The following is a 23,868-nucleotide window of genomic DNA, read 5'->3' on the forward strand; positions in this document are numbered from 1 at the left end:
ACTTGCCTTGACCTCCCCTATCGCACAGTTGGCGAGCGACAGGATATCGCGAAGAGCCTGAAAGCCATGCGCAGGTTGCAAGACTGGGAGTTGAAATGACCTACAAGCACATCCTTTTCAGCCTCGAATATGGCGTAGCCCGGATCTCGCTGAACGATCCCAAGTCGATGAACGGCGTGACTGAGGACATGGGCCGCGAGATGGTCGACGCGCTCGACCGTGCCGCGCAGGATGCGCGGGCCGTGGTGATCACCGGGGAGGGCAAGGGCTTCTGTTCGGGCGCGAACCTGACGGCCGCGCAGGACATGCTGACCGACCCGATGCGCGATGTCGGCGGGCAACTCGACCGTGCCTTCAACCCCCTGATTTTGGCGATCAAGGCGATGGAGCAACCGGTCATCACCGCCATTCGGGGCCCCGCCGCAGGCTTCGGCGCGGGTCTTGCAGCGGCAGGCGACATTGTGATGATGTCGGAAAATGCCTACTTCTTCTGCGCCTTCTGCCATGTGGGCCTGGTGCCCGATGGCGGCGCCACCTACCTGCTAAGTCAGGCGGTGGGCCGGGTTCGCGCCACGCAGATGATGCTTCTGGGCGAAAAGGTCGATGCCAGGACGGCGCTGGACTGGGGGCTGGCGACCAGGGTGGTGCCCGATGAGGAACTGGACGAGGCGGCGATGAAGCTTGCGCGGCAGCTTGCCGCAGGTCCGCGCTCGCTCGGCCTCATCAAGCGGATGGCCTGGGAGGCCCTCGATTCCGGTTTGGAAAGCGCGCTTCAGGCCGAACGCGTCAACCAGCGCGCGGCAGGCCGCACCGAGGATTTCCTTGAGGGCGTCAATTCCTTCATCGAAAAGCGCAAGCCGGCCTTCAACGGCCGTTGATCGTTCCGCGCCTCAGGATGCTCCCGCCTTATCTTCGAGCGGGAGTACCGAATTGCGGATGACCAGGTCTGCCTTGAGCTCAGGTGCGCCCTCGGCCTCCATAACCGGTCCGCGAATGCGTGCGACCGCTTCCTGTGCCATGGCGGCCCAGGGAATGTGCATGGAGGTGAGCGCCGGCCAGATTTTCGCCGCGAGCGGCGTGTCGTCGAATCCGACAACCGAAATGGCATCCGGGACCATGAGGCCCGAGTGTTGGGCGGTCTGGATGACCCCGGCCGCCATTTCGTCGTTGCAGGCGATGATGGCGCTAGGGCGCGGGCTGACTTCCAGCAGCAGGCGGCCCGCCTCCATTCCGGATTCGAATGAGTTGTCGCCTGCAGCGATGAGCGCGGGGCCGCGATCGAGGTCATGGTCGGCCATCGCGTCGAGATAGCCCAGTTCGCGCTGCTGTGCGGTCAGCGAGGATTCCGGGCCGCTGACCAGGCCGATGCGCGTGTGGCCCAGCCGGATGAGCCAGGCGACCAGCCCGGACATGGCGGAGCGGTCGTCGCAGGCAAGGCCATGTTCCCCGCGCACGCGGCCGAGGCGCACGCAGCGTGTCTCGGTCTCGTCACACAGCTGGGCAAGGTCCTCGCTCTCGGACAGGGGCGGCAGCAGGACGATCCCGGTGGGGCGGTGCTGGTCGATGAAACTGCGCAGGCGGGTGAGCGGATCGCCTTCGACGGGGCGAAGAACGAGTGAGAACTCGCTGCCCTCCATGCCGCGCAGCATTCCGCGTTCGACCGCTTCGAGGATGCCGCGATCCGAGCCGTCGTGGACGAGGGCGATCAGAGGGTTGCGCCCCCGGGCCAGCGCCCGCGCCTGCGCGTTGGGCACGAAACCCGTCTCGGCGATGATTGCCTCGACCTTGGTACGGGTTTCCTCGCTCACCAGTGGCGACTGGTTGATGACGCGGCTGATCGTTTTCTTAGAAACGCCCGACAAGCGAGCGATGTCGTTGATCGTGATGCGGGAGGAGGGGATGTGCATGGCGCGAGTGTATAACCCATTGTTACCGGTTACCAAGTCGCTGGATCGCGGTTTCAACGGGGATCTGGAACGGGGCTGTTACAAGCGAAAGATTGCAGAAACCCGCCATCGCGCGTAAGGGCGCACGGTTTCTGCCATTGCATCGGACCGTGATGAAGCCTGCCTCGACGCAACGCCACTATGGAATGGACTGGCTGCGCATCGGCGCGTTCGTCCTGCTCATCTTCTACCATGTCGGCTACAATTTCACGCCTTGGGGCTATCAGACGCCCACGCGCGGCGTAGTCGGCTGGGCTGAGATTCCGCTGCTGGGCCTGAGTGCATGGCGGCTCTCTCTGCTGTTCGCGATCTCCGGCTATGCGAGCGCGGCGCTGCTTGGCAAGGACGGCAGTACCGGCGCATTTTTCCGGAGCCGACTGGCGCGACTGGGTATTCCGCTGGTCTTCGGCCTGATCGTGGTTGTGCCGCCGCAGCCCTACATGGGGCTGGTCAATTCCGGCTATGAGCACGGCTATCTCTACTACCTGCTCCACGACGCCTTCTCCTTCCGCACCGTGCGCTACGAATATGTGCCCCGGGTGATGCACTTGTGGTTCGTGGTCTACCTGCTCGCCTATACCGTTCTGTTCTGCGGTTTGCGCGCAGTGCTGCCCGAAGCGCTTCGTACGAAGATCCATGCCGCTGCCGAGAAAGCGCTGGCAGGACCCATGCTGCTGCCACTTGGGATCGTCTTCGTCTATCTGGTGCGCGAGTACCTGCCGTTCGGCTGGACCGACATGCACAGCATCCTCGTCGACCGGGCCGCGCACCTGCATTACCTGGCGATGTTCCTGTTCGGCTTCCTGCTGCGAGAGTCCGACGCCGTGAGGCAAGCGATCGCGCGGCAGTGGAAGGTCGCGGCGGTACTTGCCACGGCCGGTTTCATCTGGGCTGCAGGCAATGCCTATCTTTATCCCGGCAATATTCCGACGCCGCGCGAATGGCAGGCGCCGCTCTATTTCGCCAAGGCCGTCCAGAGCTGGAGCACGATCATCGCCCTGTTCGGGATCGCGGATCGCTTCTGGAACCGCGATGCGCGCTGGCGTGCGACATTGGCCGAGGCCGTGTTCCCGGTCTACATCGCGCACCAGACGATCATGGTCTTCGTCAGCTACTGGCTGCGCGACAAGGGGCTGACTGCCTTGCCCGAATTCTTGCTGCTGTGCAGTTCGGTCGCGCTGGGGTCCTGGATGTTCTACCTGATCGGCCGGGAAATCGGCCCGCTCCGTCCGCTTATCGGGCTCAAGCGGCAGAAGTCCGTCAAGCGGGTGCAGCCGGCCGAGCCGGCGCTCGCTTCGGTCTAGTCTGACAGGAAATCGACGATGTCCCGGGCGATTCGGCCCGGGATCTCGAAGTTCAGCATATGCCCGGCGTCGGCATGGTCGATCCGGGTTACTTGCGGACCTAGTGCCGAAATTGCATCGCCGATCAGCCTGAAATCCTCGGTGTCGAGCGCACCGGTCAACAAAAGTGTCGGCACGGCCAGAAGGCCCAGGCGATCGAGGTCGGGCAGGGCCTGGTGCTGGTTATCCTCAATCCACTGATGACCGTGGAAGGCTGCGATCGAGGCCTTTAGGGCAGAGGCGGCTGCGCCCTTGCGGGTACTTTCGAACAGCGGGTGTTGCCACCACAGCTCTCGGGCGCTGGCGATGTCACCGGAACGTGCGGCGCGCCCGATCTGCTTCCAGCGTTCGATCCAGTCTTCGGACCACGACCAGCCCACCATCAGCGGGCTTACCAGGATCAGGCGACGCACGCGGTTGGGGTGATCCAGCGCGAAGTTGAGGGCGGTGGCTCCGCCCAGCGACATTCCGCAAAGGTCGACCTGTGCAAGGCCCAGCGCATCGAGGAGAGCGAGAAGATCGTGGCCGTGGGAATAGGTCCTGCCCGCAGGCGCCGACGATTCCCCGAAACCGCGCTGGTCGTAGGCGATCAGCGCAAGCTTTGAGGGCAAGTCTTCGATCAGGCCCTGCCAGTCGCGGTGCGATGCTCCGAACCCGTGAATGAGGACGAGCGGTGTACCTTCGCCATCGCGCCTGACGCCTGCAAGCGTGGCACCGTCATCGGTCTCGACGGAAAATGACTCAAGGGGCATGGCCATCTCGTCCTCTCTCGTGCCTGTTACATCCTTTCGGCGAAACCGCCGTAGCGACCGCGGTGGAACAACATCGGGTCATCTTCGCGCACGGTTTCCATGCGCAGGATTTCGCCCATGGCGAACCAGTGGTCGCCCGCCTCGGTCACCGAATAGAGTCGGCATTCGATGGAAGCGATGGAATTGGCAATCACCGGCAGGTCATGGTCGGAGATCGCGTATTCCACGCCGACGAACTTCTCGTCGCCCTTGGCGCTGGCCGATCGGCACACGTCCTGTTGGTCGCTGGCCATGACATTGACGCAGAAGCGTCCGGCCTTTTCGATCAGGGGCCAGGAGGTCGACTTCTTGTCGGGAAAGAAGCCGACCAGTGGCGGATCGAGCGAAACCGAAGTGAACGAGCCCACCACCATGCCTGCGACCTTGTCTCCATCAAGGGACGTGACGACGCAGACGCCGGTCGGATAGCTGCCAAGGACCTTGCGGAAATCGGCCGGGTCGATCGTTGTCTCACTCACGCAATTACATCCTTCCTCGCGGCTTGTGCGGGCGCCGCACTTGATATTTTCCAATGTTCGTCTGCGTAAGGAACCGGCGGCCAGCCGTCGCGGTGCCTAGCGCACAAAGACATCGGCGCCGTCCTGCCTGTTCGCGGCTGAAGGGACAAGGGGGGAAAGACGCGTCAATGCCGGCGAGCGGCAATGTGATGCCCCCCATTGACTGAAAGGCCAAGCTCCCCATATTTAATCGCGCGATTAAGAAACTTGATCTGGCTCCACCAAAAGGGCAGGGGACGAGCCTGTGGCACATGGCCTAACGAGCTTTGGCCAGACAGCCGGCGCACGGTGTGCGCACGCGGGAACGGACTGTCGGAGGCTCGTGTGGTTACACTAGGGAAGATGCAAAATGGCTACTGCTGAAATGATCGCCGAAACGCCTGTCGCCGCCGAGGTGGCGGAACTGATTGCGCGCTCGCGCGCAGCCCAGGCGCAGATCGAAAATGCGACCCAGGAACAGGTCGACCACTGGATCCGGGGCATGGTCTATGCCGTGTGCAAGCCGGGTCTGGCCGAGGAGATCGCCCAGGAAACGGTCGATGAGACGCAGCTCGGCAACTACGAAGGCAAGTTCAAGAAGATCTTCGTGAAGACCCGCGCCACGCTGATGGATATCATCGACGACAAGTCGGTGGGCGTGATCGAGGAAGATCGCGAGCGCAACATCGTCAAGATCGCCAAGCCGGTCGGCGTGATCGGTGCGCTTTCGCCCTCGACCAATCCGGAAGCGACCCCGGTCATCAAGGCGATCAGCGCGGTCAAGGGCCGCAACTCGATCATCATATGCCCGCACCCGCGTGCCAAGCTGATCAACGCGAAGATCTGCAACCTGATGCGCGAAGCGCTGGTCAAGATGGGCGCGCCGGCGGATCTCGTGATCCCGATCGAGCAGCCTTCGGTCGAAAAGACCAACGAAGTGATGAAGCAGTGCGACCGCATCCTTGCCACCGGCGGTTCGGCCATGGTGACCGCAGCCTACAGCTCGGGCACTCCGGCGCTCGGCGTGGGCGTCGGCAATGCCGTGATCACCGTCGACGAGACGGCAGATCTCGACGATGCGGCTGAGAAGATCCTGATCTCCAAGACCCTCGACTATGCAGCCTCCTGTTCGTCGGACAACTCGGTGATCCTGCTCGATGCCATCTACGACAAGATGCTCGCCAAGCTGCAGGAGAAGGGGGGGCTCGTCCTTGACAACGAGCAGAAGGGCAAGCTGCAGAAGGCGATCTGGGAAGACGGCGAGCACATCAACGCCAAGGTCGTGGCGCAGTCGCCGCAGTTCATCGCCAATTATGCCGGCTTCGAGATCCCCGAGGCGACCAAGTTCTTCATCGTGCCCGAATCCGGCGCGGGCAAGGACCATCCCTTCTCGGGCGAGAAGATGACCGTGACCATGGCGCTCTACCGCGCCAGGGACATCGACGAGGCGATTGCGCTGACCAACGCCATCCAGGCCTACCAGGGCCAGGGCCACTCCTGCGGGATCTACTCCAGTTCGGACGAGAACATCATGAAGCTGGCCAAGGGCACGCGGACCAGCCGCGTCATGGTCAACCAGCCGCAGGCGGCATCGAACTCGGGCAACCTGTGGAACGGCATGCGCCAGACCTTCTCGCTGGGCTGCGGCTCGTGGGGCGGCAACGGCACCAACAACAACGTGACCTGGCGCGATCTCATCAATGAGACCTGGGTCTCCAAGCCCCTCGAGCAGACCAAGACAATCCCGTCGGACGAGGAACTGTTCGGCAAGGACATCATCGAGACGATCGGCTGACACTTTTGCGGCAACCGTACGGGATCGGGGCGCGTTCCCGGTCCTGTACGAACCGTCTGAGGAGCATACCGATGAGCAAGACTTCCCTGATTTGCGCTGCCGCCCTTGCCATGGCACTGGCCGCCTGTTCCCAGGAGCAGCCGGCGCCGGCGCCGAGCGAGACGGCCACGCAGGTTGCAGTCGCGGAAGAGATGAAGATTCCCGAGGTGCTGCGCGGGCGCTGGGGTCTCGTGCCTGCCGATTGCACCAGCACGGCAGGGGATGCAAAGGGCCTGATGACCGTCGGCGAGGACAACCTCAAGTTCTACGAATCGGCTGCGGAACTGGGGCCCATCAAGGAAGTCGGCGACGACAGCATCAGCGCTTCCTATCAATTCACCGGAGAGGGCCAGAGCTGGATCCGCGAAGTGGCCTTGTCGACCCCCGATGGCGGCAAGACCCTCGTTCGCGAGGATACCGGACCGGACGCCTCACCCGAACCGCTTACCTACAAGAAATGCCCATGAGGGCAGCCCGGGTGAACCGGGCCCAGATGACGATACCGAGGGGCTGACATGACTGACCAGTTTGGGTTGACTGAGGATCAGGTCGCGATCCAGGAAACCGCGCGCAAGTTCACCGCCGACATGATCACGCCCTTCGCGGCGGAGTGGGACGAAAAGCACCACTATCCTGTCGACGTGTGGAAGGCGGCCGGTGAGCTTGGCTTCGGCGGCATCTACGTGTCGGAAGAAGGCGGCGGCATCGGTCTCGGCCGCCTCGACGCGGCCCTGATCATGGAAGCCATGGCCTATGGCTGCCCGGCGACTTCGGCCTACATCTCCATCCACAACATGTGCGCATGGATGGTCGACAGCTTCGCCGACCAGCAGCTCAAGGACCGCTACCTGCCCGATCTGGTGGCGATGGAGAAGATCTCCTCTTATTGCCTGACCGAGCCCGGGTCGGGGTCCGACGCTGCGGCTTTGAAGACTTCGGCGCGCCTCGACGGCGATCACTATGTCCTCAACGGCACAAAGCAGTTCATCTCGGGCGGCGGCGTCAATGACGTCTATCTCGTCATGGCGCGCACGAGCGATCACAAGTCCCGCGGGATTTCGTGCTTCCTCGTCGAGAAGGACACGCCGGGCGTCAGTTTCGGAGCGCCCGAAAAGAAGCTGGGCTGGAACGCTTCGCCCACCGCGCAGGTGATCTTCGAGGATGCACGCATCCCGGCCGAGAACCGCGTGGGCGCTGAAGGCGATGGCTTCAAGTTCGCCATGGCCGGGCTCGACGGCGGGCGCCTGAACATCGGGGCCTGTTCGCTTGGCGGGGCGCAGCGCTGCCTCGACGAGGCGATCCAGTACGTTCAGGAGCGCAAGCAGTTCGACCAGTCAATTGGGGAGTTCCAGAATACCCAGTTCACGCTCGCACAGATGGCCGCCGATCTCGAGGCCGCCCGAGCGCTGCTCTACCTGGCGGCGGTGAAAGTCACGGCCAAGACGGCCGACAAGACGCGCTTTGCAGCCATGGCCAAGATGATCGCCAGCGATACCGGCTCTTCGGTCGTCGACCGCGCCTTGCAGCTGTTCGGCGGCTACGGTTATCTCAAGGACTATCCCATCGAGCGCTTCTGGCGCGATCTTCGCGTGCATCGCATCCTGGAAGGCACCAATGAAGTGATGCGCATGATCATCGGACGGGACCTGCTCAAGTGATGACGGACGAACTGATTATCCGGCACGATGGCGTCGCCGGTCACATATCCCTCAATCGCCCCAAGGCGATCCATGCCCTGACGCTCGACATGTGCCGGGGCATGTCCTCGGCGCTGGCCGATTGGGCGGATGACGACAATATCGGCGCGATCATGATCGATCACAGCGAGGGCAGGGGCTTCTGCTCGGGCGGCGACATCAACCTGCTGCGCAAGTCGGCCCTTAACGACGGCGGCATTTCGGGGCGACGGTTCTTCTATGAGGAATACCAGCTCAACAACCAGATCTTCAGTTACGCCAAGCCGATCGTCGCCTTCATGGATGGCATCACGATGGGCGGGGGCGTGGGCATCTCGCAGCCGGCGCGCTTCCGCGTCGCGACCGAGAACACTCGCTTCGCCATGCCCGAGACCGGCATCGGCCTGTTCCCCGACGTGGGCGGGGGCTGGTTCCTCTCGCGCCTGGAAGGGCGCATTGGCCAGTTCCTCGCGGTGACCGGCGCGCGCCTGAAGGGCGAGGACTGCCTCTGGGCTGGCCTTGCCACCCACTATCTGCCCAGCGATGCGCTGGAAGAAGCCAAGCGCCGCATCGCCGCCGGGCACGAGATCGCCAATGTGCTCAGCGCCCTCTCGGTCTCGCCGCCGGCCTCTCAGCTTGCCGCCGACGAAGCCTTCATCCGCAAGCACTTCGCCTTCGATACCCTGGAAGAGATCCTGGCCTCGCTGGAAAGCGACGACAGCGAATGGGCGGCCAAGGAACTGGCCGCGCTCAGGACCAAGAGCCCGCAGTCCTGCAAGGTCTCGCTGCGCCAGTTGGCCGAATCGCTCAAGCTTTCGACCTTCACCCAGAACATGGCGATGGAATACCGCATCGGTTCGCGGGTCCTGACGCTGCCCGATTTTGCCGAAGGCGTGCGGGCGGTGATTGTCGACAAGGACAACGAGCCTAAATGGAACCCGGCGACGCCTGCCGGTGTGACCGAAGCGATGCTGGACGCGATCTTCGCGCCGCTCCCCACTGAAGAGGAATGGAAGCCTTTATGAGCTACGAAACGATCCTGGTCGAACAGAAGGGTGCAGTCACCCTGATCACGCTGAACCGCCCGAAGGCGCTTAATGCTCTCAACTCCCAGGTCCTGTCGGAGCTGATCGATGCTTTCGCCGCATACGAAGCCGATGCCTCGCAGCTGTGCGCGGTCATCACCGGTTCGGGCGACAAGGCATTCGCAGCAGGCGCCGACATCAAGGAGATGTCCGACAAGCCGAGCGCGGAGTTCTATTCGGAGGACTTCTTCGCCGGCTGGACGGCGCAGATCGTCAAGACTACCCGCAAGCCCTGGATTGCGGCGGTCAATGGCTTCGCACTGGGCGGCGGCTGCGAACTGGCGATGATGGCAGACTTCATTATCGCGTCGGAAAACGCCAAGTTCGGCCAGCCCGAGATCAAGCTCGGCGTCGCGCCCGGCATGGGCGGATCGCAGCGCCTGACCCGCGCCGTGGGCAAGTCCAAGGCAATGGACATGTGCCTCACGGGGCGCATGATGGATGCCGCCGAAGCGGAGCGTTCGGGCCTTGTGAGCCAGGTGGTCCCCGCCGACCAGTTGCTCGACGTCGCTATGAAGTCGGCCCAGGCCATCGCCTCGATGCCGCCACTCGCCGCGATGATGAACAAGGAAATGGTCAACATCGCGTTCGAGACGACCCTCGATACCGGGCTCGTCATGGAACGCCGCATGTTCCAGGTCCTCACCGCGACCGAGGACAAGGCCGAAGGCATGGCCGCATTCGTCGAGAAGCGGCCGGGCGTCTGGAAGGGCAAGTAAGTCCGATCGGCCATTGGGAAAGAGGCGTGCGGACCAGCACTCTGGCTAGCTGTCCGCGCGGCCTTCCGGCGCTAGATGCCGGGACGTGCAGTTTTGGGAGCATGACATGAAGATCGCATTCATCGGCCTTGGCAACATGGGCGGCGGCATGGCCGCCAACCTCGTCAAGGCGGGCCACGAAGTCCACGCCTTCGACTTGTCCGAGGAGGCGCTGGCCAAGGCGGCAGAGCATGGCTGCGCGACCTATTCGGCGGTTCCCGAGGCCGTCGCCGGTGTCGATGCGGTCGTCACGATGCTTCCCAACGGCGCGATCGTGAAGGGCGTCTATACCAAGGACGTGATCGGCAAGGCCCCTGAAGGCGCACTGTTCCTCGACTGCTCGACGATCGATCTTGCCACTGCCCGCGAAGTCGCCGGCCTCGCCGAGGCGGCGGGCTACCAGATGGTCGATGCGCCGGTGTCGGGCGGTATCGCGGCGGCAAACGGCGGCACGCTCACGTTCATGGTCGGCGGCAGCGATGCAGCATTCGAGAAGGCGAAGACCGTTCTTGATCCGATGGCCAAGGCGGTGATCCATGCCGGTGCGATCGGCAGCGGGCAGGTTGCCAAGATGTGCAACAACATGCTGCTCGCGATCCACATGATCGGCACCTGCGAGGCGCTTGCCCTGGCCGAGAAGGCGGGGCTCGATCCGCAGAAGTTCTATGAGATCAGCTCGAAGTCGACGGGCTACAACTGGTCGCTCAATGACTATACCCCCGCGCCCGGCGTCGGGGCGACGAGTCCGGCCGACAACGGCTATCAGGGCGGCTTCGCTTCGGCCCTGATGCTCAAGGACCTGCGCCTTGCGATGGAAGGCGCACAGACTGCGGGGGCCAGCGTCCCCATGGGCGAGCACGCCAAGGCGATCTACGAGGCTTTCGTGGAAGCCGGAAACGGCGGCAAGGACTTCGGCGCCATTTTTACGACGCTTTGACCTGACTTATTTCGCCTGCCGCCGCTCGATTTCGAAACGCGGCAGGCGCATGCCCTTGGTGCGGCTGGTCAAGTGGAATTGCCGGCACAGTTCGCAGCGATAGGGGCGCAGTGGGAAGGGTGCCTTCTCGACCACGCGCAGCGCTTCCTCCTCGTTGGAGTAGCGGGCCTTGCGCCGGCAAATGCCCAGGCGAGTGCGCACCGCGATCAGCCCAGCAGTTTCGGGCCGAGCAGCGAGAGGATCTTCACGTCGATGGCATAGCCATCCTCGCGATAAGCGGCGATGGCCTGTTCGATGCCCGGCAGCGGCACGCGGTGGACGACGATGTCCTCGCTGTCGACGCCGCCGCCTTCACCGATCTTGACCAGATCGTGCGCGCGAAACAGCGTGAAGCTTTCGCTCACCATGCCGGGTGACGAGAAGAACTCGCCGATCTTCTCCATGCGGCCCGCACGATAGCCGGTTTCCTCCTCCAGTTCGCGGGCAGCGGCAACGGAAGGATCTTCGCCCTCGTGTTCGTCATGATCGCCGACGAGACCGGCGGGAAGTTCGATGCAACGCCGGCCGAGGGGAACGCGGTACTGGTCGACGAGGATGACGTGATCGTCTTCGTCGACGGCCAGGATCACGGCCGCATGGATGCCGCGGGCGCGTCCGACGTATTCCCAGCGGCCGCGGCGCTTGGTGGTGATGAAGCGCCCCTCCCACATGATCTCTTCGGGGGCATCGGCATCTGCAGTCATACTTCGATCAGCCTGTCGGGGATTTCGTTTATGTCGTCATCGGCGCGGGGGAAGTGCGGGGCCACGATCGCGCCGACCTTCTCGACCGCCGCGCACATGCCCTCGGCGATGCGGCCTTCGCGCACATGGGAGAGCATCGCGCTCATCGCCTCGCCCCAGACTTCGGGATCGACCTTGGTGGCGATCGCTTCGTCGGCGACGATCTCGGCGCGGTGTTCGCGCATGGAGAGATAGATCAGCACGCCGGTACGACCCATTGTGCGGCGTTCCGCGCCGATGCGGAAAGCGCGGATCGCGCGTTCATGCACCCGCGCGGTCTTCACCGGCGGGGGGATCAGCCAGAACTTGAGCGGCTGCCAGAACTGGATGAGCAGGACCGCGGCGAACTTGAGCGTCGCAATCCCGGCCGCCAGCGTGAATAGCGCGCGCGGGCTCCATTGGTGGCCCCAGTCGGCGATGAGCCGGTCGTAGAGGCCGATGTAGAAATCGGGCGCGATCGCCAGCGCCGAAAGCGCGAGCAGGGCCGCGAGCGCAGCCCATGCCAGCGCGATGTCGGTATAGCCGTCGGAGCGGTCGGCCAGGATTGTCACGATCTCGCCGGCGCTCTGCAGTTCGGCCTGCGTCACGGCGGCGCTGATCTGGACGTGGTCTTGCTCGGTAAGGTAGGTGGGTGAGGGCATTTCTATCTCCGCTACCAGCTTCCGCTCGACCCGCCGCCGCCGAAGCTGCCGCCACCGCCGGAGAAACCTCCTCCGCCGCCGAAGCCGCCACCACCGAAGCCACCGCCGCCGCCCCAGTGATCGTCGTCTCCGCCGAAGCCGCCCGGTAGCCAGATGAACGGCCCCATGCCGCTGCGCCGACGCCGTCCGAAGCCGCGCGCCTCGTTCGCCATCGGCATGACGATGACTGCCGTGACGACGATGATGAACACGATGACGCCGAGTGGAGGCCCGCCGCTGCTTTCGCGCTGCTCATCGGCCTGTGCGGCGATTTTCTGGGCTTCCTCGGGCGGAAGCGTGAGCTGCTTGATGATCGCGTCGGTGCCGGCCTCGATGCCGCCGGCCATGTCGCCGGCCTTGAACTTGGGCACGATCACCTTGTTGATGATGAGGAAGCTCATCCCGTCGGTCAGAACCGGCTCGAGCCCGTAGCCCACTTCGATGCGCAGCTTGCGTTCGTTGGGGGCAATGATGAGCAGGGCGCCGTTATCGTCGCCCTTCTGGCCGATGCCCCACTTGCGCCCGAGCTGGTAGCCATAATCGGCAATGTCGTATCCCTGCAGGCTAGGCAGGGTCACGACGACGAGTTGGCGCTGCGACTGCTTTTCCAGCGCGGCGAGCTTCTGCGTCAGCCGTGCTTCTTCGGCATCGGGAATGATCTGGGCGTCATCGACGACGCGGCCGGTCAGCTTGGGAAACTCCTGCGCCTCGCTCGCCTGTGGGACGAGCAGGGCGCTGAAGGCCAGCATGAGCGCAAGCGCGAGTGTCCGGGCGGTGAGCCGCAAGCCTATCACCGGATCACATCTTGCCTTCGAGGCTCGGGGCGACTTCGGCGCCCGGGGTTGCCGCCTGATAAGGCACCAGCGGATCCGCGCCGCGCAGCTTGGCGCCGATCATCGTCGGGAAGGTGCGGACCTCGGTGTTATAGTCCTGCACGGCCGCATTGTAGTCGCGCACGGAAATGCGGATGCGGTTTTCCTGGCCTTCCAGCTGGCTCTGCAGCATCTGGTAGTTGGTGATCGACTTGAGGTCCGGATAGGCCTCGAAGCTGGCGAGCAGCCGGCCCAGGTTCGCGCCGAGATTGGCCTGCGCCTGCTGGAACTGCTGCATCTTGGCCGGATCGTTGAGGTCGTCGGCATTGACCTGGATCGAGGTGGCCTTGGCGCGAGCCTCGACGACGCCTGTGAGGATCGCCTTCTCCTGCTCCGCGGCGCCCTTGGCGACGGCGGCGAGGTTCGGCACGAGATTCGCGCGCTCCTGGAATGCGGCCTGCACGTCGGCCCACTTGGCCTTCGCGGCCTCCTGCTTGGTCGGGACAGAGTTGAAGCCGCAGGCGGCCAGGCTCATCGCGGCAAGCGTCACGAGCGCATAGCGGCCGATGCGCGAGAGCATCCCGGCCGGGGTATTCGAAGCTGACATGGTGTTCCCTACTCCTCGCCGACCGCTGCGGAAGCGGTCATCACCGGGGGAATGTAGCGGTGCACAGTGGCGGTTCAAGGACTTGACCGGCGTAATGACCGGTTGCGATGACAGGATCCTGCGAAAACCGCACCGAGGAGGTCTGGATGTTTCAGGAATTCAAGAAATTCATCGCCAAGGGCAATGTCATGGACCTGGCGGTCGGCGTCATCATCGGCGCGGCCTTCGGTGCGATCGTCAAGTCGTTGACCGACGAGGTGATCATGCCGGTGATCGGGGCCATCTTCGGCGGTGCGGACTTCTCCAACCACTTCATCCTGCTCAGCACGCCCGACGGCTATGCGGGCGCGATGGACGATTATGCCGCGCTCAAGGAAGCCGGGGCGGCGATGATCGGTTATGGCGCCTTCGTCACTGCGGTGATCAATTTCCTGATCCTTGCCTTCATCATCTTCCTGATGGTTCGCTATGTGAACCGTCTGATGGAAGCGGTTGAAAAGAAAGAGGAAGAGGCGGCGCCTGCGCCCTCGGGTCCGAGCGAGATCGAACTGCTCACCGAAATTCGCGACGAATTGAAGAAGCGCGGCTGAATGGTGGGGAACTTCGCGTTTCCCGCAGCTTGCTCACTTCACATTCACGTTTGATCGCCTATATGGGTCATTGCCGGCTTCGGTCGGCTATGACGATAAATTGCGGCGTGCAATAGGCACAGCGGACCCGGGGGCGGTACCCGGCGGCTCCACCACCAACCTCGCCAAGGCGGCGTTGATGACGGGGCCGAACTAGGATCGACGTGTGTTGAAAAGCGGTGTTTTCGTCCGGGCTGAGTAACCCGTTCAAGGCTCAAAACTCATAAGTGCCAACGACAACGAAGCACTTGCTCTCGCCGCGTAATTCTAGGGCCTAACGGCCTGAAGTTACAAAGCTAGAACGCGGTTGGACCCACCGGTCAACAGAAGCGGATTCCAGGGGTTCGGGGTGTACCTGGCAACAGAAACACCCCACTTCATGCAGATTGGATCAGGAAATTGCCCAGGGCAGCGAGGCTCGCGCGGTCAGGCCGCCTCGCGTTGGTCTTCGGGCAGGGCGAGCGGCGGCGTAGCCTGCGCGGCTTCGCCCTCTCGCTGTGCCTTTTCGTATTTCAGGCAGTCGAGGATTTTCGCGCCGGCCATGAACACCGAACCGGTGCAGGCGAGGAACAGGAGTTTGCCGCCGAATCCGGGAAACCGGGTCAGGTATACGCTGCCGCGTTCGATCGCTCCCAGCGCAAGCGCATAGATGATCATGTACGCTTCCCAGCGTGTCTTGATCACGAAGAGGCGGGCGATTTTCCTGAACATTTCGATCCTCTTTTCTCGTTTACCTCTTAGCAACCTTTGTGCCAGTCCCCGGTTTCCGGTCCTTGCGATGGTTACCGGAATCTGAAGTGTAAGTGATTCCGACGCGATCCCCAAGGCTGGAAGCCGCCTGTCGCGCCGGGAGCCGGGCGATAGTCCCTGTTGCCAATCGCCGGCTCATGCGTCATAGGGCAGGGCATCCTTCCCCAGGACAGTCTTGGTAATCTACAATGATCGCACGGCGCATTGGTTTCGCGCGTGCGTCCAGGAAGTGTGAGGAAAGATGACGCAAAGGGTTGAACGTTCGGGCCTCCAGATCGACGCCGGATTGGCGGCTTTCGTCGAGGAGAAGGTCCTTGCGCCCATCGGGCAGGATACGGATGCGTTCTGGAGCGGCTTTGCGCAGCTGTTGGCTCGCTTTGCTCCACGCAATCGGGAACTGCTGGAAAAGCGCGACCACCTGCAGTCGCAGATCGATGCCTGGCACATGTCGCGCGCGGGCAGGCCGATCGAGCAGGGCGAATATCAGGCGTTCCTGCAGGACATCGGCTACCTCGTGCCCGAGCCGGAAGTCTTCTCGATCGGAACCCGGAACGTCGATCCCGAGATCGCGACGATGGCCGGGCCCCAGCTCGTCGTGCCCGTGCTCAACGCCCGCTTCCTGCTCAACGCCGCCAATGCGCGCTGGGGCAGCCTCTACGATGCGTTCTACGGCACCGATGCGCTCGACGCCGCGCCGGCGCAGGGCAAGGGCTACGACCCGGTTCGCGGCGCCGCCGTCATCGCCGAGGGACGCAAGTTCCTAGACAAGGCGCTGCCGCTGGCATCGGGAAGCTGGGCCGACGTCGACAGCCTGGAAGTCACCCTGGTCGATCCGGACCAGTGCGTCGGCGAGACCCGCAAGGGCTGCCTGTTCAAGTCCAACGGCCTGCACATCGAGATCGTCGTCGATCCCTCGAGCCAGGTCGGCGCGACTGACAAGGCCGGCATTTCCGACATCGTTCTCGAAGCGGCGTTGACCACCATTGTCGACCTTGAAGATTCGGTCGCGGCCGTCGACGCCGAGGACAAGCTCCTTGCCTATTCGAACTGGCTCGGCGTGATCCGCGGCGACCTGACCGACACTTTCGAGAAGGGCGGCCAGACCCTGACGCGCGAGCTGGCGGGTAACAAGGTCGTGACCGTCCCCACCGGCGAGGCGCAGGAACTTCCCGGCCGCAGCCTGCTGTTCGTGCGCAACGTCGGCCATCTGATGACCAACCCTGCGATTCTCCTGCCCGATGGCAGCGAGATCCCCGAAGGCATCATGGACGCGGTAATCACCAGCGCGATTTCGGCGCAGGACGTCAAAGGCATGACCCGCTACGGCAACAGCCGCAAGGGCAGCATCTATATCGTCAAGCCGAAGATGCACGGTCCTGAAGAGTGCTCCTTTACCAATGACTTGTTCGACGCAGTTGAGGATTTGCTCCAGCTGCCGCGCAACACCGTCAAGGTGGGCGTCATGGACGAGGAGCGCCGCACTTCGGCCAACCTCGCCGCCTGCATCCACGCGGTGAAGGACCGCATCGTCTTCATCAACACCGGCTTCCTCGACCGCACCGGCGATGAGATCCACACCTCGATGCGGGCCGGTCCGATGATCCGCAAGAGCGCCATCAAGGGCTCGACCTGGATCGCCGCCTACGAGAAGCGCAACGTCGCCATCGGCCTCAGGCACGGTCTTTCGGGCGTCGCCCAGATCGGCAAGGGCATGTGGGCTGCGCCCGACATGATGCGCGACATGATGGAGCAGAAGGTCGGCCATCCCAGGACCGGTGCGAACACCGCATGGGTCCCGTCGCCCACCGCCGCGACGCTCCATGCGATGCACTATCACGAAGTCGATGTGTTCGGCCTGCGTGAAGGTATCGCCGCAGAGGAAATCCCGGGCCTCGACCTGCTGCTGCAGATTCCGCTGGCCGATGGCGCCAACTGGTCCGAGGACGAAGTGCGCGAGGAACTGGAGAACAACGCACAAGGGTTGCTCGGCTACGTCGTGCGCTGGATCGATCAGGGCGTCGGCTGCTCCAAGGTTCCCGACATCAATGACGTGGGCCTGATGGAGGACCGCGCCACCTTGCGCATTTCCAGCCAGCACATGGCCAACTGGCTGCTTCACGGCGTGTGCACCGAGGCGCAGGTCATGGACGCGCTGAAGCGGATGGCTGAAAAGGTCGATGCCCAGAACGCCGGCGATCCGCTCTATGCACCGATGGCGGGCAACTGGGACACCAGCCTTGCCTTCAAGGCAGCCTGCGATCTCGTCTTCAAGGGTGTCGAGCAGCCCAGCGGCTATACCGAACCGCTGCTGCATGCCTGGCGCCTGAAGAAGAAATCGGCTCTGGTGACTGCCTAGATCGCCTTAGCGAAATCCTAAGCGATTCCCCCCATCCTGCCTGATGGTGCAAGATGGGGGGAGGATCATGTTCTTCCGCAAGGAACGAGTGCAGGGACGAGAGCCCGCCGCATTGATGGTGCGTGTCCGCGTCAACGATCGCGATTGCGATGCGATGGTGGGCAATGCCTCTTCGCGCGGCCTCATGGCGATGATGGCCGACCCGCCGGCCAAGGGCGGGCGGGTCAAGATCGAGATCGGCGATCATTTGCTGGCAGGCCGCGTCCGCTGGTCGCATGGCGACCGCTGCGGCATCGCACTCAAGGAAGAAATCCGGGTGCCAGACCTCGTGCAGGGCATGGCGGTTCCGGTATCGCGGATGACGGAGCGGGATGTCATCGGCATTTCTGCAGGGCCGCGCTGGAAGTCCTTCGGCAAGTCGCGCGCCGTCCGCCTGGTCTTGCTCGCAGCGCTGCTGGGCGGCAGCACCTTCGTGATCGCGCGGTTGGGCAGCGGCGAAGCGGCAAGCGACACCACCGACCTCGCACTCTCCACCCGCGACTGGGACTAGGCGGCTCTCGCCTGCCGGTTTCGATGCCCTTCCAATCGTGATCTCGGATCGAGTCCGGGATGACGGCCGACCGACAATGGCAAGTCTGGCGAGCTAAGGCGTCAATTCGCGGGCAATGGCCACGAATTCGGTCACGCTGAGAGTTTCGGCGCGGCGCTGCACATCGATCCCGAGCCTGTCCAGCGCCGCCAGTGCCCCGGGCAAGCCCTTGAGGCTCTGGCGCAGCATCTTGCGGCGCTGGCCGAAGGCCGCTTCGGTCACGCGCTCCAGCACGCGCATCGAAACACCTTCGGGAGCGGTGCCCGGCGTAACGTGGACGATGGCCGACATGACCTTGGGAGGCGGGGTGAAGGCGCTGCGGTGCACCTTCATTGCCAGCTTCGCCTTCGACCGCCACTGCGCCAGAACGGCGAGGCGGCCATAGGCGGAGGTATTGGCTTCGGCAACGATACGGCGCGCGACTTCTTCCTGGAACATCAGCGTCAGCGACTGCCACTGCGGCGGCCATTCCTCGCCGGAAAGCCAGCCGGTGAACAGCGCGGTGCCGACATTGTAAGGGAGGTTCGCAACTATGTGATAGGGGCCGTCGAACAGGCTGGCAGGGGCGATCTTCATCGCATCGCCCTCGATGACCTTGAGCTTGCCCGGGAAGGCCTGCTCGACTTCGGCCAACGCAGGAAGGCAGCGGCGGTCCATCTCGATCGCGGTGACCTGCGCCCCGGCCCGCAGAAGTGCGCGGGTCAGGCCGCCCGGGCCGGGGCCGACTTCAAGGACGTTGTGGCCTTCAAGCGCGCCGGGAATGGCAGCGATGCGGTCGAGCAGCTGCTCGTCGAACAGGAAGTTCTGGCCCAATGCCTTGGAGGCGGAGAGGCCGTGCCTGGCGATGACTTCGCGCAAGGGAGGCAGGGTGGTCATGCCGCGCGCCTCGCCGCACATTCGCCGGCCATGCGGATCGCCGCGATCATCGCACCCGCACTGGCGGTGTTGTCTCCGGCAATGGCAAAGGCCGTGCCGTGATCGGGCGAGGTGCGGATGATCGGCAGGCCGAGCGTGACGTTGACGCCCTGGTCGAAGTCGAGCGTCTTGATCGGGATCAGTGCCTGGTCGTGGTACATGCACAAGGCCACGTCATAGCCACCGCGTTCGTGTGCGGCGAAGAGCGCGTCGGCCGGGTGGGGGCCGGTTACGGCGAGCCCCTCGGCCTTGAGCGTCTCTATGGCGGGGCGGATGATCCGCTGCTCTTCGTCGCCCATGCGGCCGTCTTCCCCTGCGTGGGGATTGAGGCCGGTGATCGCCAGGCGAGGGCGGGCAAGGCCGAAATCGCGGGCCAGTGAGCTGGCCACGATCCGGGCGCGGTGTACGACCAGCTCCTGCGTCAGCAGGGCGGGAACCTGCGAGAGGGCGGTATGGACGGTAAGGGGCACCGTGCGCAGCGACGGACCGGCGAGCATCATCACCGCGTCCTCATGCGGCAGGCTGCAGGCATCGGCGAGAAATTCGGTCTGTCCGGGCTGTGTGAAACCGACTTCGGCCAGCTTCGACTTGGCGATCGGGCCGGTCACGACGCCGCCTGCCTTGCCCGAACGGGCGAGCGCGGTCGCCGCCCCCAGCGAATGGAGGGCGAGGCGCGCGCCCGCCATGTCGGGCGAGCCGAAGGTCGGCTTGCAGTCTTCATCGCCCAGAACCGGCAGGCCGAGGGCGAATGCCGCATCGGCCTGCGAAGGTTCTGCGATGCGTGACACGGGCAAGTCGATGCCGCGCGTGCGTGCAGCGGCCGCAAGCACTTCGGCTCCGCCGACGACGAAGAACGGGGCGAGGCCCGCGGTTCCGCGCCTGATCCAGGCTTCGGCGATCAGCTCGGGGCCGATGCCGGCAGGGTCGCCCAGCGATATCGCGAGCGGGGCCGCAAGGGCCATGTCAGCCGCTCCGTTGCAGGTCAGTTGTACTCGATGATCGCGTCACGCCGAAGGTCGCGCAGGTACATCTGCGCGCGCTTGTTGATGCGCTCGTCTTCCATCTGCGACATGAGCTGGTCGAAGCTTGGGCCGCTGTCGACCTGCGGATCGTCGCGGCCGCAAAGCATGAGGATTCGCACGCCGTCCTCGACCGACCCGAAGGGCGGCAGCGTTTCGCCGGGCGAAAGCTGGAGAATGGCGTTCTGAATCGGTCCGGGCAGGTCGCGGGCGCGCACCTGGTCGTTGGCGACGACCTGAGCGCCGACCCCGGCGGCGACCTTGTCGACATCGCCGCAGCCCTTGGCCGCGCTGATCGCCTTGGCAAAGGCCTCGGCCTTCGCGCCGGCCTGCGCTTCGCTGATGCCCTTGGGGAAGTCCATCGAGATCTGCTTGAGCGCGAGAACCGCGTCACGCGGGTCCGCGGTCAGGACCTGGCGCTTGTCGATCAGGTAGATGATCGAGAAACCGCCGGGCACCTCGATCGGGCCGACCAGCTGGCCGGTCTGCATCTCGCGGGCGGCAGCAGCGAGCGGGTTGGGCAGCTGGGCAAGGCGAATCCAGCCCAGGTCGCCGCCGACTGCCGCAGTCGAAGCCTGCGAGTACTGGCGGGCGTAAGCGACGAAGCTGCCGCCTTCGCGCAGCTGCTGCACGATCTGCATCGCGTTCTGGGCGACCTGGTCGTGCGATTCGGGCGTCGCTGCGAGGTAGATTTCGCCGAGCCGGTATTCTTCGGTGCCCTTCGAGGCCTTCAGCCGGTCGAGCACTTCGTTCACTTCGTCCTCGGAGATGTTGATGAACGGCGCGACGTTGCGCTGGAGCAGGCGCTGCCAGGACAGCTCGCCGCGGATCTGGCGCTTGAGCGATTCCGGCGAAGAGCCGATGCGTTTGAGATAGGCATCCATCGCATCGGTGTTCTGGTTGAAGTTCTGCGCGGCGACGCGTGCATAGGACTGGTCGATCTCGGCCTGCGCGATGTCGATATCCGAAGCCTTGGCCTCCTGGATCTGCAGGGTTTCATCGATCAGGTTGCGCAGTACCTGTAGGCGCAGGCGCTTCTTTTCCTCGTCGCTCACCTTGCCCTGGTTGGCGGCGAGAACGAGCGCGAGACGCTGGTCGACGTCGGTCCCCGTGATCACCGAGCCGTTCACCACCGCAGTCGCGCGGCGCATGTTGGGATTGTCGTTCCCGAACATCTTCACGTCATCGGGAATGACGATCTGGCCTTGCGGTGCCGACTGAGCATTGGCCGCAGAGGCGGCGAGACTTCCCGAGATGACGATGGCAGCGCCGATCGAACGGAGCGCCTGCTTGATGAACTTGCTGCGATTGATTGCTTGCACCGTAATCTCAATCCCGTTTTCGACCGGACCTAACCGGATGTGTTCCGGGGGCAGGGACAGGTGTCGCACGTGCCCGCCGCACCAGAATTTGCTCCTGCCGTGCTGCGGCTTAACCGAATATGAGCCAACCCGATAGCGGCTTTGCTCGGGCCTGCCAACGCCTGTACACCCGCAATTCAGAGGAATTCCCCGTAGTTCCGCTTAGGGACGTCTTCCCCGACGGGCAAGGGCAGGTCTGCTTCATCGAAAGCCGATGTTCTTGAGGCTGAAGCGAAGCTGGAAGGAGTTGCCCCTCCGAGCGTCGCCGGTGGCCTCGTAGTCGCGGCGCCAGGTGAAGGCGATCTGCATGCAGTCGTCCTCGTAGGCGGCGCCAAGGCGGGTACGCAGGGGCTGGAAGCCGTTGGACCCGTAGATCGGGTCTTCCGATCGATCGGTCAGGTTGACGACTGCGGAGCCGAACACCGACCAGTAGTTGGCAAAGGCGACGCGCCCCGCTGCGCGCACTTCCTCGCGATCCTGAAGATCCTCGATGTCGCTGGATATGTCGCGGTTGAGCTTGGTGTAGCCCAGTTCGAGATAAGTCTCGTTGTTGCCCACCACGGCGTCGAACTCGTTGCGGCGAACCGCGAGGCTGTCCTTGTCGACGCGAAAGCGGTGGATCACCTTGAGGAAGTTGCGGTAGCGCACTTCGGTGCGGCCGACGATGTCCGAAGTCTTGTTGGTCAGGCCGGTGCCATCGGGCAGCAGGGTCGGCTTGTTGCTCAGGCGGATCGACTGGCCGACCGTCGAACTGATCCGCCAGCGCGGCATTTCGAACTGCCAGTCGAGGCCGTAAGTGAAGCGCACGCTGTCTTCGATCCGGTCGTAGCCGGGAAAACGGTTGAGCGAGAACAGGTTGCTGTCTTCCAGCTCGATCGCTCGCGCATCTTCGTTGGGGATCGAGAGGTTCTTCACCTTCGGCGTGGCGACGAGCTGCACGCGCGGGGTGAGGACCTGCGTTCCGCCAAAGACCTTGCCGACCAGCGGCCATTTCACGTCGAGCGCGGCGGTGGCGATACCTCGGGTCTGCCAACCCGGATCGCCGCGATAGATCGCGGTGCTTGTCTTGTCGTTCTCGTCCGAGTGGTAGACGTCGCCGCGCGCGAGGCCGGTAAGCGTGACTTCCTGACCCATCGAAGTCAGCTTGCGCAGCGACCACTGCGCGCTGGCGAAGGCGCGCTGGGTGTCCTGGCCGTTGGTGCGGGTGATGCCCAGGGTGTTGATCTGGGTCTCGAACTTGCCGCCCAGAACGGGATCGTCGAAGCGCCGGCGATAATCGAGGACGGGGAAGGCGACGGGGATCTGTCCCTGGTCGCGGCTCGACTGCATGGTCTGCGTCGCATATCCCGCGAAGGAGAGATAGCTGTCCTGATCGATCCGCTCCACGTTGACGATGGAGCGCAGACGGTCGTCACGGCTGATATCGTAGCGGCGCAGGAAAGTGCGGTCGCTCGCGCGCCGGATCGAGGCTGTGACGCTCCAGTTATCGTCGAGCTGAAACCTGCCGTTGGCAAAGATGTAGCCGCGAAAGGCGCTTTCGCCCTCGGTGCCTACTGTCGTTCCGATGATAGGTATCCGGTTGCTGGACGTGGCATAACCGGTGATCTGGTAGGCGCCGCTCTCGGTAAGGGCGCGATACTCGATCGAGGCCATCGGCGCGGCCTTGGTATAGGCATAGGCCGTCGCGGTGAGGTCGCGGTTCTCGGAGATCTTCCAGTAGTACGATTCGCTGATCTCGACGCCGTTCGAGGGCGAAAGGCGGAAATCGGGGACAAGGAAGCCGGAGACGGCCTGGCCATTGGTGCTGACGGTCAGGCCAAGCAGGGGCAGCTGGACTGCGCCGAACAGTTCGAGACGCGCATCGTTGAAGCGGATGCGCTGGCGGTCCTCGGAGTAGATCACCTGCTTGGCGACGATGCGCCAGCTGGGCTTCCTGGGGCAGCCGTCGCTGCCCACGACGTCGCAGCCGGTGTAGGCGGCCTTGTTGAGAATGACGTCGCCATTGGGCAGGCGCTCACCATCTGCCGCGGCGAGCCGGCCGCCTTCGCGCATGGCAAGCAGCAGGTTCTGCATGGCACCGGTCTTGAGTTCGTCGGTCAACTCGATGCGGTCGGTATAGAGTTGGTTGCCGTCCTGATCCACGAGGCGGACATTCCCGCTCGCGACGATCTGCCCGGATTGGCGGTTCCAGGTGACCGTATCGGCGCGGACCGATTGCTGCTCGCGTCGCAACACGACATTGCCGCTGGCGGTCACCGAATCCGCGTTCTGGTCGTACTCTACCGTATCGGCCTCGAAGGCGATCGGAAGCTTTTCTTCGGTACTGGCCGGCGCCACGGCATCGGCTGCCGATGCCGCATCCTGTGCATATGCCCCTGGGGCAAGCGTGAACGTGGCGATTCCTGCGGCGAGGATGCCCAGCGAAACGGGACGCAAGCGGCGATGACTGGCTTGCTGCGGTATCTGCGCGGCGGGGAGCATCACTTGCCTATCGCATCGCC

The 23,868-nt window shown here is 64.0% G+C and carries 24 protein-coding genes and 1 other RNA gene; 12 read left to right on the forward strand and 13 right to left on the reverse strand.

Translation table 11 applies throughout. From position 1 onward, the window contains the following. The first annotated feature begins 95 nt into the window (after positions 1 to 95). Complete coding sequence (locus tag PP1Y_RS16305) at positions 96 to 878, forward strand: enoyl-CoA hydratase-related protein (RefSeq protein ID WP_013833215.1); 783 nt, start codon at positions 96 to 98, stop codon at positions 876 to 878. 12 nt (positions 879 to 890) lie between these two features. On the opposite strand, the gene PP1Y_RS16310 is transcribed toward PP1Y_RS16305, so the two are convergent. Beyond that, positions 891 to 1,907: a LacI family DNA-binding transcriptional regulator gene (locus tag PP1Y_RS16310; RefSeq protein WP_013833216.1), complete on the reverse strand. Its 1,017-nt coding sequence runs from the start codon at positions 1,905 to 1,907 to the stop codon at positions 891 to 893. Between the two features lie 152 nt (positions 1,908 to 2,059). Between PP1Y_RS16310 and PP1Y_RS16315 the strand changes: the two genes are divergently transcribed. Then, on the forward strand, positions 2,060 to 3,250 hold the full coding sequence (locus PP1Y_RS16315) for an acyltransferase (protein ID WP_013833217.1): 1,191 nt from the start codon (positions 2,060 to 2,062) through the stop codon (positions 3,248 to 3,250). Here the strand turns inward: PP1Y_RS16315 and PP1Y_RS16320 are convergent. Together PP1Y_RS16320 and PP1Y_RS16325 are read right to left on the reverse strand one after the other, a co-directional pair. Continuing rightward, a complete protein-coding gene (locus tag PP1Y_RS16320) occupies positions 3,247 to 4,041 on the reverse strand; it encodes an alpha/beta fold hydrolase (protein WP_013833218.1) in 795 nt (264 codons plus the stop codon). The genes PP1Y_RS16315 and PP1Y_RS16320 overlap by 4 nt on opposite strands. Before the next feature lie 26 nt (positions 4,042 to 4,067). After that, complete coding sequence (locus PP1Y_RS16325) at positions 4,068 to 4,559, reverse strand: flavin reductase family protein (RefSeq protein ID WP_013833219.1); 492 nt, start codon at positions 4,557 to 4,559, stop codon at positions 4,068 to 4,070. Between the two features lie 388 nt (positions 4,560 to 4,947). Between PP1Y_RS16325 and PP1Y_RS16330 the strand changes: the two genes are divergently transcribed. From PP1Y_RS16330 to mmsB, 6 genes are all read left to right on the forward strand, one after another. Further along, the gene (locus tag PP1Y_RS16330; protein ID WP_041558930.1) at positions 4,948 to 6,372 is read left to right on the forward strand and encodes an aldehyde dehydrogenase family protein; all 1,425 of its coding nucleotides are present in this window, start codon (positions 4,948 to 4,950) and stop codon (positions 6,370 to 6,372) included. 71 nt (positions 6,373 to 6,443) lie between these two features. After that, the gene (locus PP1Y_RS16335; protein ID WP_041558931.1) at positions 6,444 to 6,878 is read left to right on the forward strand and encodes a hypothetical protein; all 435 of its coding nucleotides are present in this window, start codon (positions 6,444 to 6,446) and stop codon (positions 6,876 to 6,878) included. Between the two features lie 48 nt (positions 6,879 to 6,926). Further along, positions 6,927 to 8,069 (forward strand): acyl-CoA dehydrogenase family protein, encoded by a 1,143-nt coding sequence (locus PP1Y_RS16340; RefSeq protein ID WP_013833222.1) that lies wholly within the window; start codon positions 6,927 to 6,929, stop codon positions 8,067 to 8,069. Further along, complete coding sequence (locus PP1Y_RS16345) at positions 8,069 to 9,112, forward strand: enoyl-CoA hydratase/isomerase family protein (RefSeq protein ID WP_013833223.1); 1,044 nt, start codon at positions 8,069 to 8,071, stop codon at positions 9,110 to 9,112. The genes PP1Y_RS16340 and PP1Y_RS16345 overlap by 1 nt, the downstream gene beginning before the upstream one ends. Next, positions 9,109 to 9,891 (forward strand): enoyl-CoA hydratase-related protein, encoded by a 783-nt coding sequence (locus PP1Y_RS16350; RefSeq protein ID WP_007011328.1) that lies wholly within the window; start codon positions 9,109 to 9,111, stop codon positions 9,889 to 9,891. Before PP1Y_RS16345 ends, PP1Y_RS16350 begins: the two co-directional genes overlap by 4 nt. Positions 9,892 to 9,997: 106 nt before the next feature. Continuing rightward, complete coding sequence (gene mmsB / locus PP1Y_RS16355; protein WP_013833224.1) at positions 9,998 to 10,867, forward strand: 3-hydroxyisobutyrate dehydrogenase; 870 nt, start codon at positions 9,998 to 10,000, stop codon at positions 10,865 to 10,867. 6 nt (positions 10,868 to 10,873) lie between these two features. Here the strand turns inward: mmsB and PP1Y_RS16360 are convergent, their stop codons facing one another. Genes PP1Y_RS16360 through PP1Y_RS16380 form a run of 5 tightly spaced genes read right to left on the reverse strand, consistent with a single transcriptional unit; the run spans position 10,874 to position 13,748 of the window. Continuing rightward, positions 10,874 to 11,068: a hypothetical protein gene (locus tag PP1Y_RS16360; protein ID WP_041558932.1), complete on the reverse strand. Its 195-nt coding sequence runs from the start codon at positions 11,066 to 11,068 to the stop codon at positions 10,874 to 10,876. 5 nt (positions 11,069 to 11,073) lie between these two features. Continuing rightward, positions 11,074 to 11,610, reverse strand: coding sequence for an NUDIX hydrolase (locus tag PP1Y_RS16365; RefSeq protein ID WP_013833225.1), 537 nt, complete (start codon positions 11,608 to 11,610; stop codon positions 11,074 to 11,076). Beyond that, positions 11,607 to 12,290, reverse strand: a complete 684-nt coding sequence (locus PP1Y_RS16370) for a TPM domain-containing protein (RefSeq protein WP_013833226.1) — start codon at positions 12,288 to 12,290, stop codon at positions 11,607 to 11,609. Before PP1Y_RS16370 ends, PP1Y_RS16365 begins: the two co-directional genes overlap by 4 nt. 11 nt (positions 12,291 to 12,301) lie before the next feature. Next, positions 12,302 to 13,078, reverse strand: a complete 777-nt coding sequence (locus PP1Y_RS16375) for a YgcG family protein (protein ID WP_013833227.1) — start codon at positions 13,076 to 13,078, stop codon at positions 12,302 to 12,304. Between the two features lie 49 nt (positions 13,079 to 13,127). Beyond that, positions 13,128 to 13,748, reverse strand: a complete 621-nt coding sequence (locus PP1Y_RS16380; RefSeq protein WP_007011322.1) for a LemA family protein — start codon at positions 13,746 to 13,748, stop codon at positions 13,128 to 13,130. A 146-nt stretch (positions 13,749 to 13,894) separates the two neighbouring features. On the opposite strand from PP1Y_RS16380, the gene mscL reads away from it, so the two are divergent. Both mscL and ssrA read left to right on the forward strand, forming a co-directional pair. Further along, the gene (gene mscL / locus PP1Y_RS16385) at positions 13,895 to 14,338 is read left to right on the forward strand and encodes a large conductance mechanosensitive channel protein MscL (protein ID WP_041559361.1); all 444 of its coding nucleotides are present in this window, start codon (positions 13,895 to 13,897) and stop codon (positions 14,336 to 14,338) included. Positions 14,339 to 14,371: 33 nt separating this feature from the next. Next, positions 14,372 to 14,754, forward strand: a transfer-messenger RNA (tmRNA) gene (gene ssrA / locus PP1Y_RS24850). 49 nt (positions 14,755 to 14,803) lie between these two features. Here the strand turns inward: ssrA and PP1Y_RS16390 are convergent. Then, on the reverse strand, positions 14,804 to 15,088 hold the full coding sequence (locus PP1Y_RS16390; RefSeq protein WP_013833230.1) for a hypothetical protein: 285 nt from the start codon (positions 15,086 to 15,088) through the stop codon (positions 14,804 to 14,806). Positions 15,089 to 15,368: 280 nt separating this feature from the next. On the opposite strand from PP1Y_RS16390, the gene PP1Y_RS16395 reads away from it, so the two are divergent. Together PP1Y_RS16395 and PP1Y_RS16400 are read left to right on the forward strand one after the other, a co-directional pair. Beyond that, positions 15,369 to 17,483 (forward strand): malate synthase G, encoded by a 2,115-nt coding sequence (locus PP1Y_RS16395; protein ID WP_013833231.1) that lies wholly within the window; start codon positions 15,369 to 15,371, stop codon positions 17,481 to 17,483. Between the two features lie 67 nt (positions 17,484 to 17,550). Further along, positions 17,551 to 18,033, forward strand: coding sequence for a PilZ domain-containing protein (locus PP1Y_RS16400; protein WP_041559362.1), 483 nt, complete (start codon positions 17,551 to 17,553; stop codon positions 18,031 to 18,033). Positions 18,034 to 18,126: 93 nt separating this feature from the next. On the opposite strand, the gene rsmA is transcribed toward PP1Y_RS16400, so the two are convergent. The 4 genes from rsmA to PP1Y_RS16420 all read right to left on the reverse strand — a co-directional run bounded on the left by rsmA (position 18,127) and on the right by PP1Y_RS16420 (position 23,848). Then, positions 18,127 to 18,948: a 16S rRNA (adenine(1518)-N(6)/adenine(1519)-N(6))-dimethyltransferase RsmA gene (rsmA, locus tag PP1Y_RS16405; protein ID WP_013833233.1), complete on the reverse strand. Its 822-nt coding sequence runs from the start codon at positions 18,946 to 18,948 to the stop codon at positions 18,127 to 18,129. Further along, positions 18,945 to 19,949 (reverse strand): 4-hydroxythreonine-4-phosphate dehydrogenase PdxA, encoded by a 1,005-nt coding sequence (gene pdxA / locus PP1Y_RS16410; RefSeq protein WP_013833234.1) that lies wholly within the window; start codon positions 19,947 to 19,949, stop codon positions 18,945 to 18,947. Before pdxA ends, rsmA begins: the two co-directional genes overlap by 4 nt. A 20-nt stretch (positions 19,950 to 19,969) precedes the next feature. Next, entirely contained in the window at positions 19,970 to 21,328 is a 1,359-nt protein-coding gene (locus PP1Y_RS16415) for a peptidylprolyl isomerase (RefSeq protein WP_013833235.1), read from the reverse strand. A 240-nt stretch (positions 21,329 to 21,568) separates the two neighbouring features. After that, on the reverse strand, positions 21,569 to 23,848 hold the full coding sequence (locus PP1Y_RS16420) for an LPS-assembly protein LptD (protein WP_013833236.1): 2,280 nt from the start codon (positions 23,846 to 23,848) through the stop codon (positions 21,569 to 21,571). Positions 23,849 to 23,868: the final 20 nt, after the last annotated feature.

This window comes from Novosphingobium sp. PP1Y (genome assembly GCF_000253255.1).
Classification (GTDB): Bacteria; Pseudomonadota; Alphaproteobacteria; order Sphingomonadales; family Sphingomonadaceae; genus Novosphingobium.

Excerpts from the sequence above, each read along its gene's own strand:
- PP1Y_RS16365 (WP_013833225.1), bottom strand. The coding sequence starts at position 11,610 with ATGACTGCAGATGCCGATGCCCCCGAAGAGATCATGTGGGAGGGGCGC.
- PP1Y_RS16395 (WP_013833231.1), top strand. The coding sequence starts at position 15,369 with ATGACGCAAAGGGTTGAACGTTCGGGCCTCCAGATCGACGCCGGATTG.
- pdxA (WP_013833234.1), bottom strand. The coding sequence starts at position 19,949 with ATGGCCCTTGCGGCCCCGCTCGCGATATCGCTGGGCGACCCTGCCGGC.
- PP1Y_RS16335 (WP_041558931.1), top strand. The coding sequence starts at position 6,444 with ATGAGCAAGACTTCCCTGATTTGCGCTGCCGCCCTTGCCATGGCACTG.
- PP1Y_RS16420 (WP_013833236.1), bottom strand. The coding sequence starts at position 23,848 with ATGCTCCCCGCCGCGCAGATACCGCAGCAAGCCAGTCATCGCCGCTTG.
- PP1Y_RS16390 (WP_013833230.1), bottom strand. The coding sequence starts at position 15,088 with ATGTTCAGGAAAATCGCCCGCCTCTTCGTGATCAAGACACGCTGGGAA.
- PP1Y_RS16310 (WP_013833216.1), bottom strand. The coding sequence starts at position 1,907 with ATGCACATCCCCTCCTCCCGCATCACGATCAACGACATCGCTCGCTTG.
- mscL (WP_041559361.1), top strand. The coding sequence starts at position 13,895 with ATGTTTCAGGAATTCAAGAAATTCATCGCCAAGGGCAATGTCATGGAC.
- PP1Y_RS16305 (WP_013833215.1), top strand. The coding sequence starts at position 96 with ATGACCTACAAGCACATCCTTTTCAGCCTCGAATATGGCGTAGCCCGG.
- PP1Y_RS16340 (WP_013833222.1), top strand. The coding sequence starts at position 6,927 with ATGACTGACCAGTTTGGGTTGACTGAGGATCAGGTCGCGATCCAGGAA.
- PP1Y_RS16380 (WP_007011322.1), bottom strand. The coding sequence starts at position 13,748 with ATGTCAGCTTCGAATACCCCGGCCGGGATGCTCTCGCGCATCGGCCGC.
- mmsB (WP_013833224.1), top strand. The coding sequence starts at position 9,998 with ATGAAGATCGCATTCATCGGCCTTGGCAACATGGGCGGCGGCATGGCC.
- PP1Y_RS16375 (WP_013833227.1), bottom strand. The coding sequence starts at position 13,078 with ATGCTGGCCTTCAGCGCCCTGCTCGTCCCACAGGCGAGCGAGGCGCAG.
- PP1Y_RS16345 (WP_013833223.1), top strand. The coding sequence starts at position 8,069 with ATGACGGACGAACTGATTATCCGGCACGATGGCGTCGCCGGTCACATA.
- PP1Y_RS16400 (WP_041559362.1), top strand. The coding sequence starts at position 17,551 with ATGTTCTTCCGCAAGGAACGAGTGCAGGGACGAGAGCCCGCCGCATTG.
- PP1Y_RS16370 (WP_013833226.1), bottom strand. The coding sequence starts at position 12,290 with ATGCCCTCACCCACCTACCTTACCGAGCAAGACCACGTCCAGATCAGC.
- rsmA (WP_013833233.1), bottom strand. The coding sequence starts at position 18,948 with ATGACCACCCTGCCTCCCTTGCGCGAAGTCATCGCCAGGCACGGCCTC.
- PP1Y_RS16350 (WP_007011328.1), top strand. The coding sequence starts at position 9,109 with ATGAGCTACGAAACGATCCTGGTCGAACAGAAGGGTGCAGTCACCCTG.
- PP1Y_RS16330 (WP_041558930.1), top strand. The coding sequence starts at position 4,948 with ATGGCTACTGCTGAAATGATCGCCGAAACGCCTGTCGCCGCCGAGGTG.
- PP1Y_RS16315 (WP_013833217.1), top strand. The coding sequence starts at position 2,060 with ATGAAGCCTGCCTCGACGCAACGCCACTATGGAATGGACTGGCTGCGC.
- PP1Y_RS16320 (WP_013833218.1), bottom strand. The coding sequence starts at position 4,041 with ATGCCCCTTGAGTCATTTTCCGTCGAGACCGATGACGGTGCCACGCTT.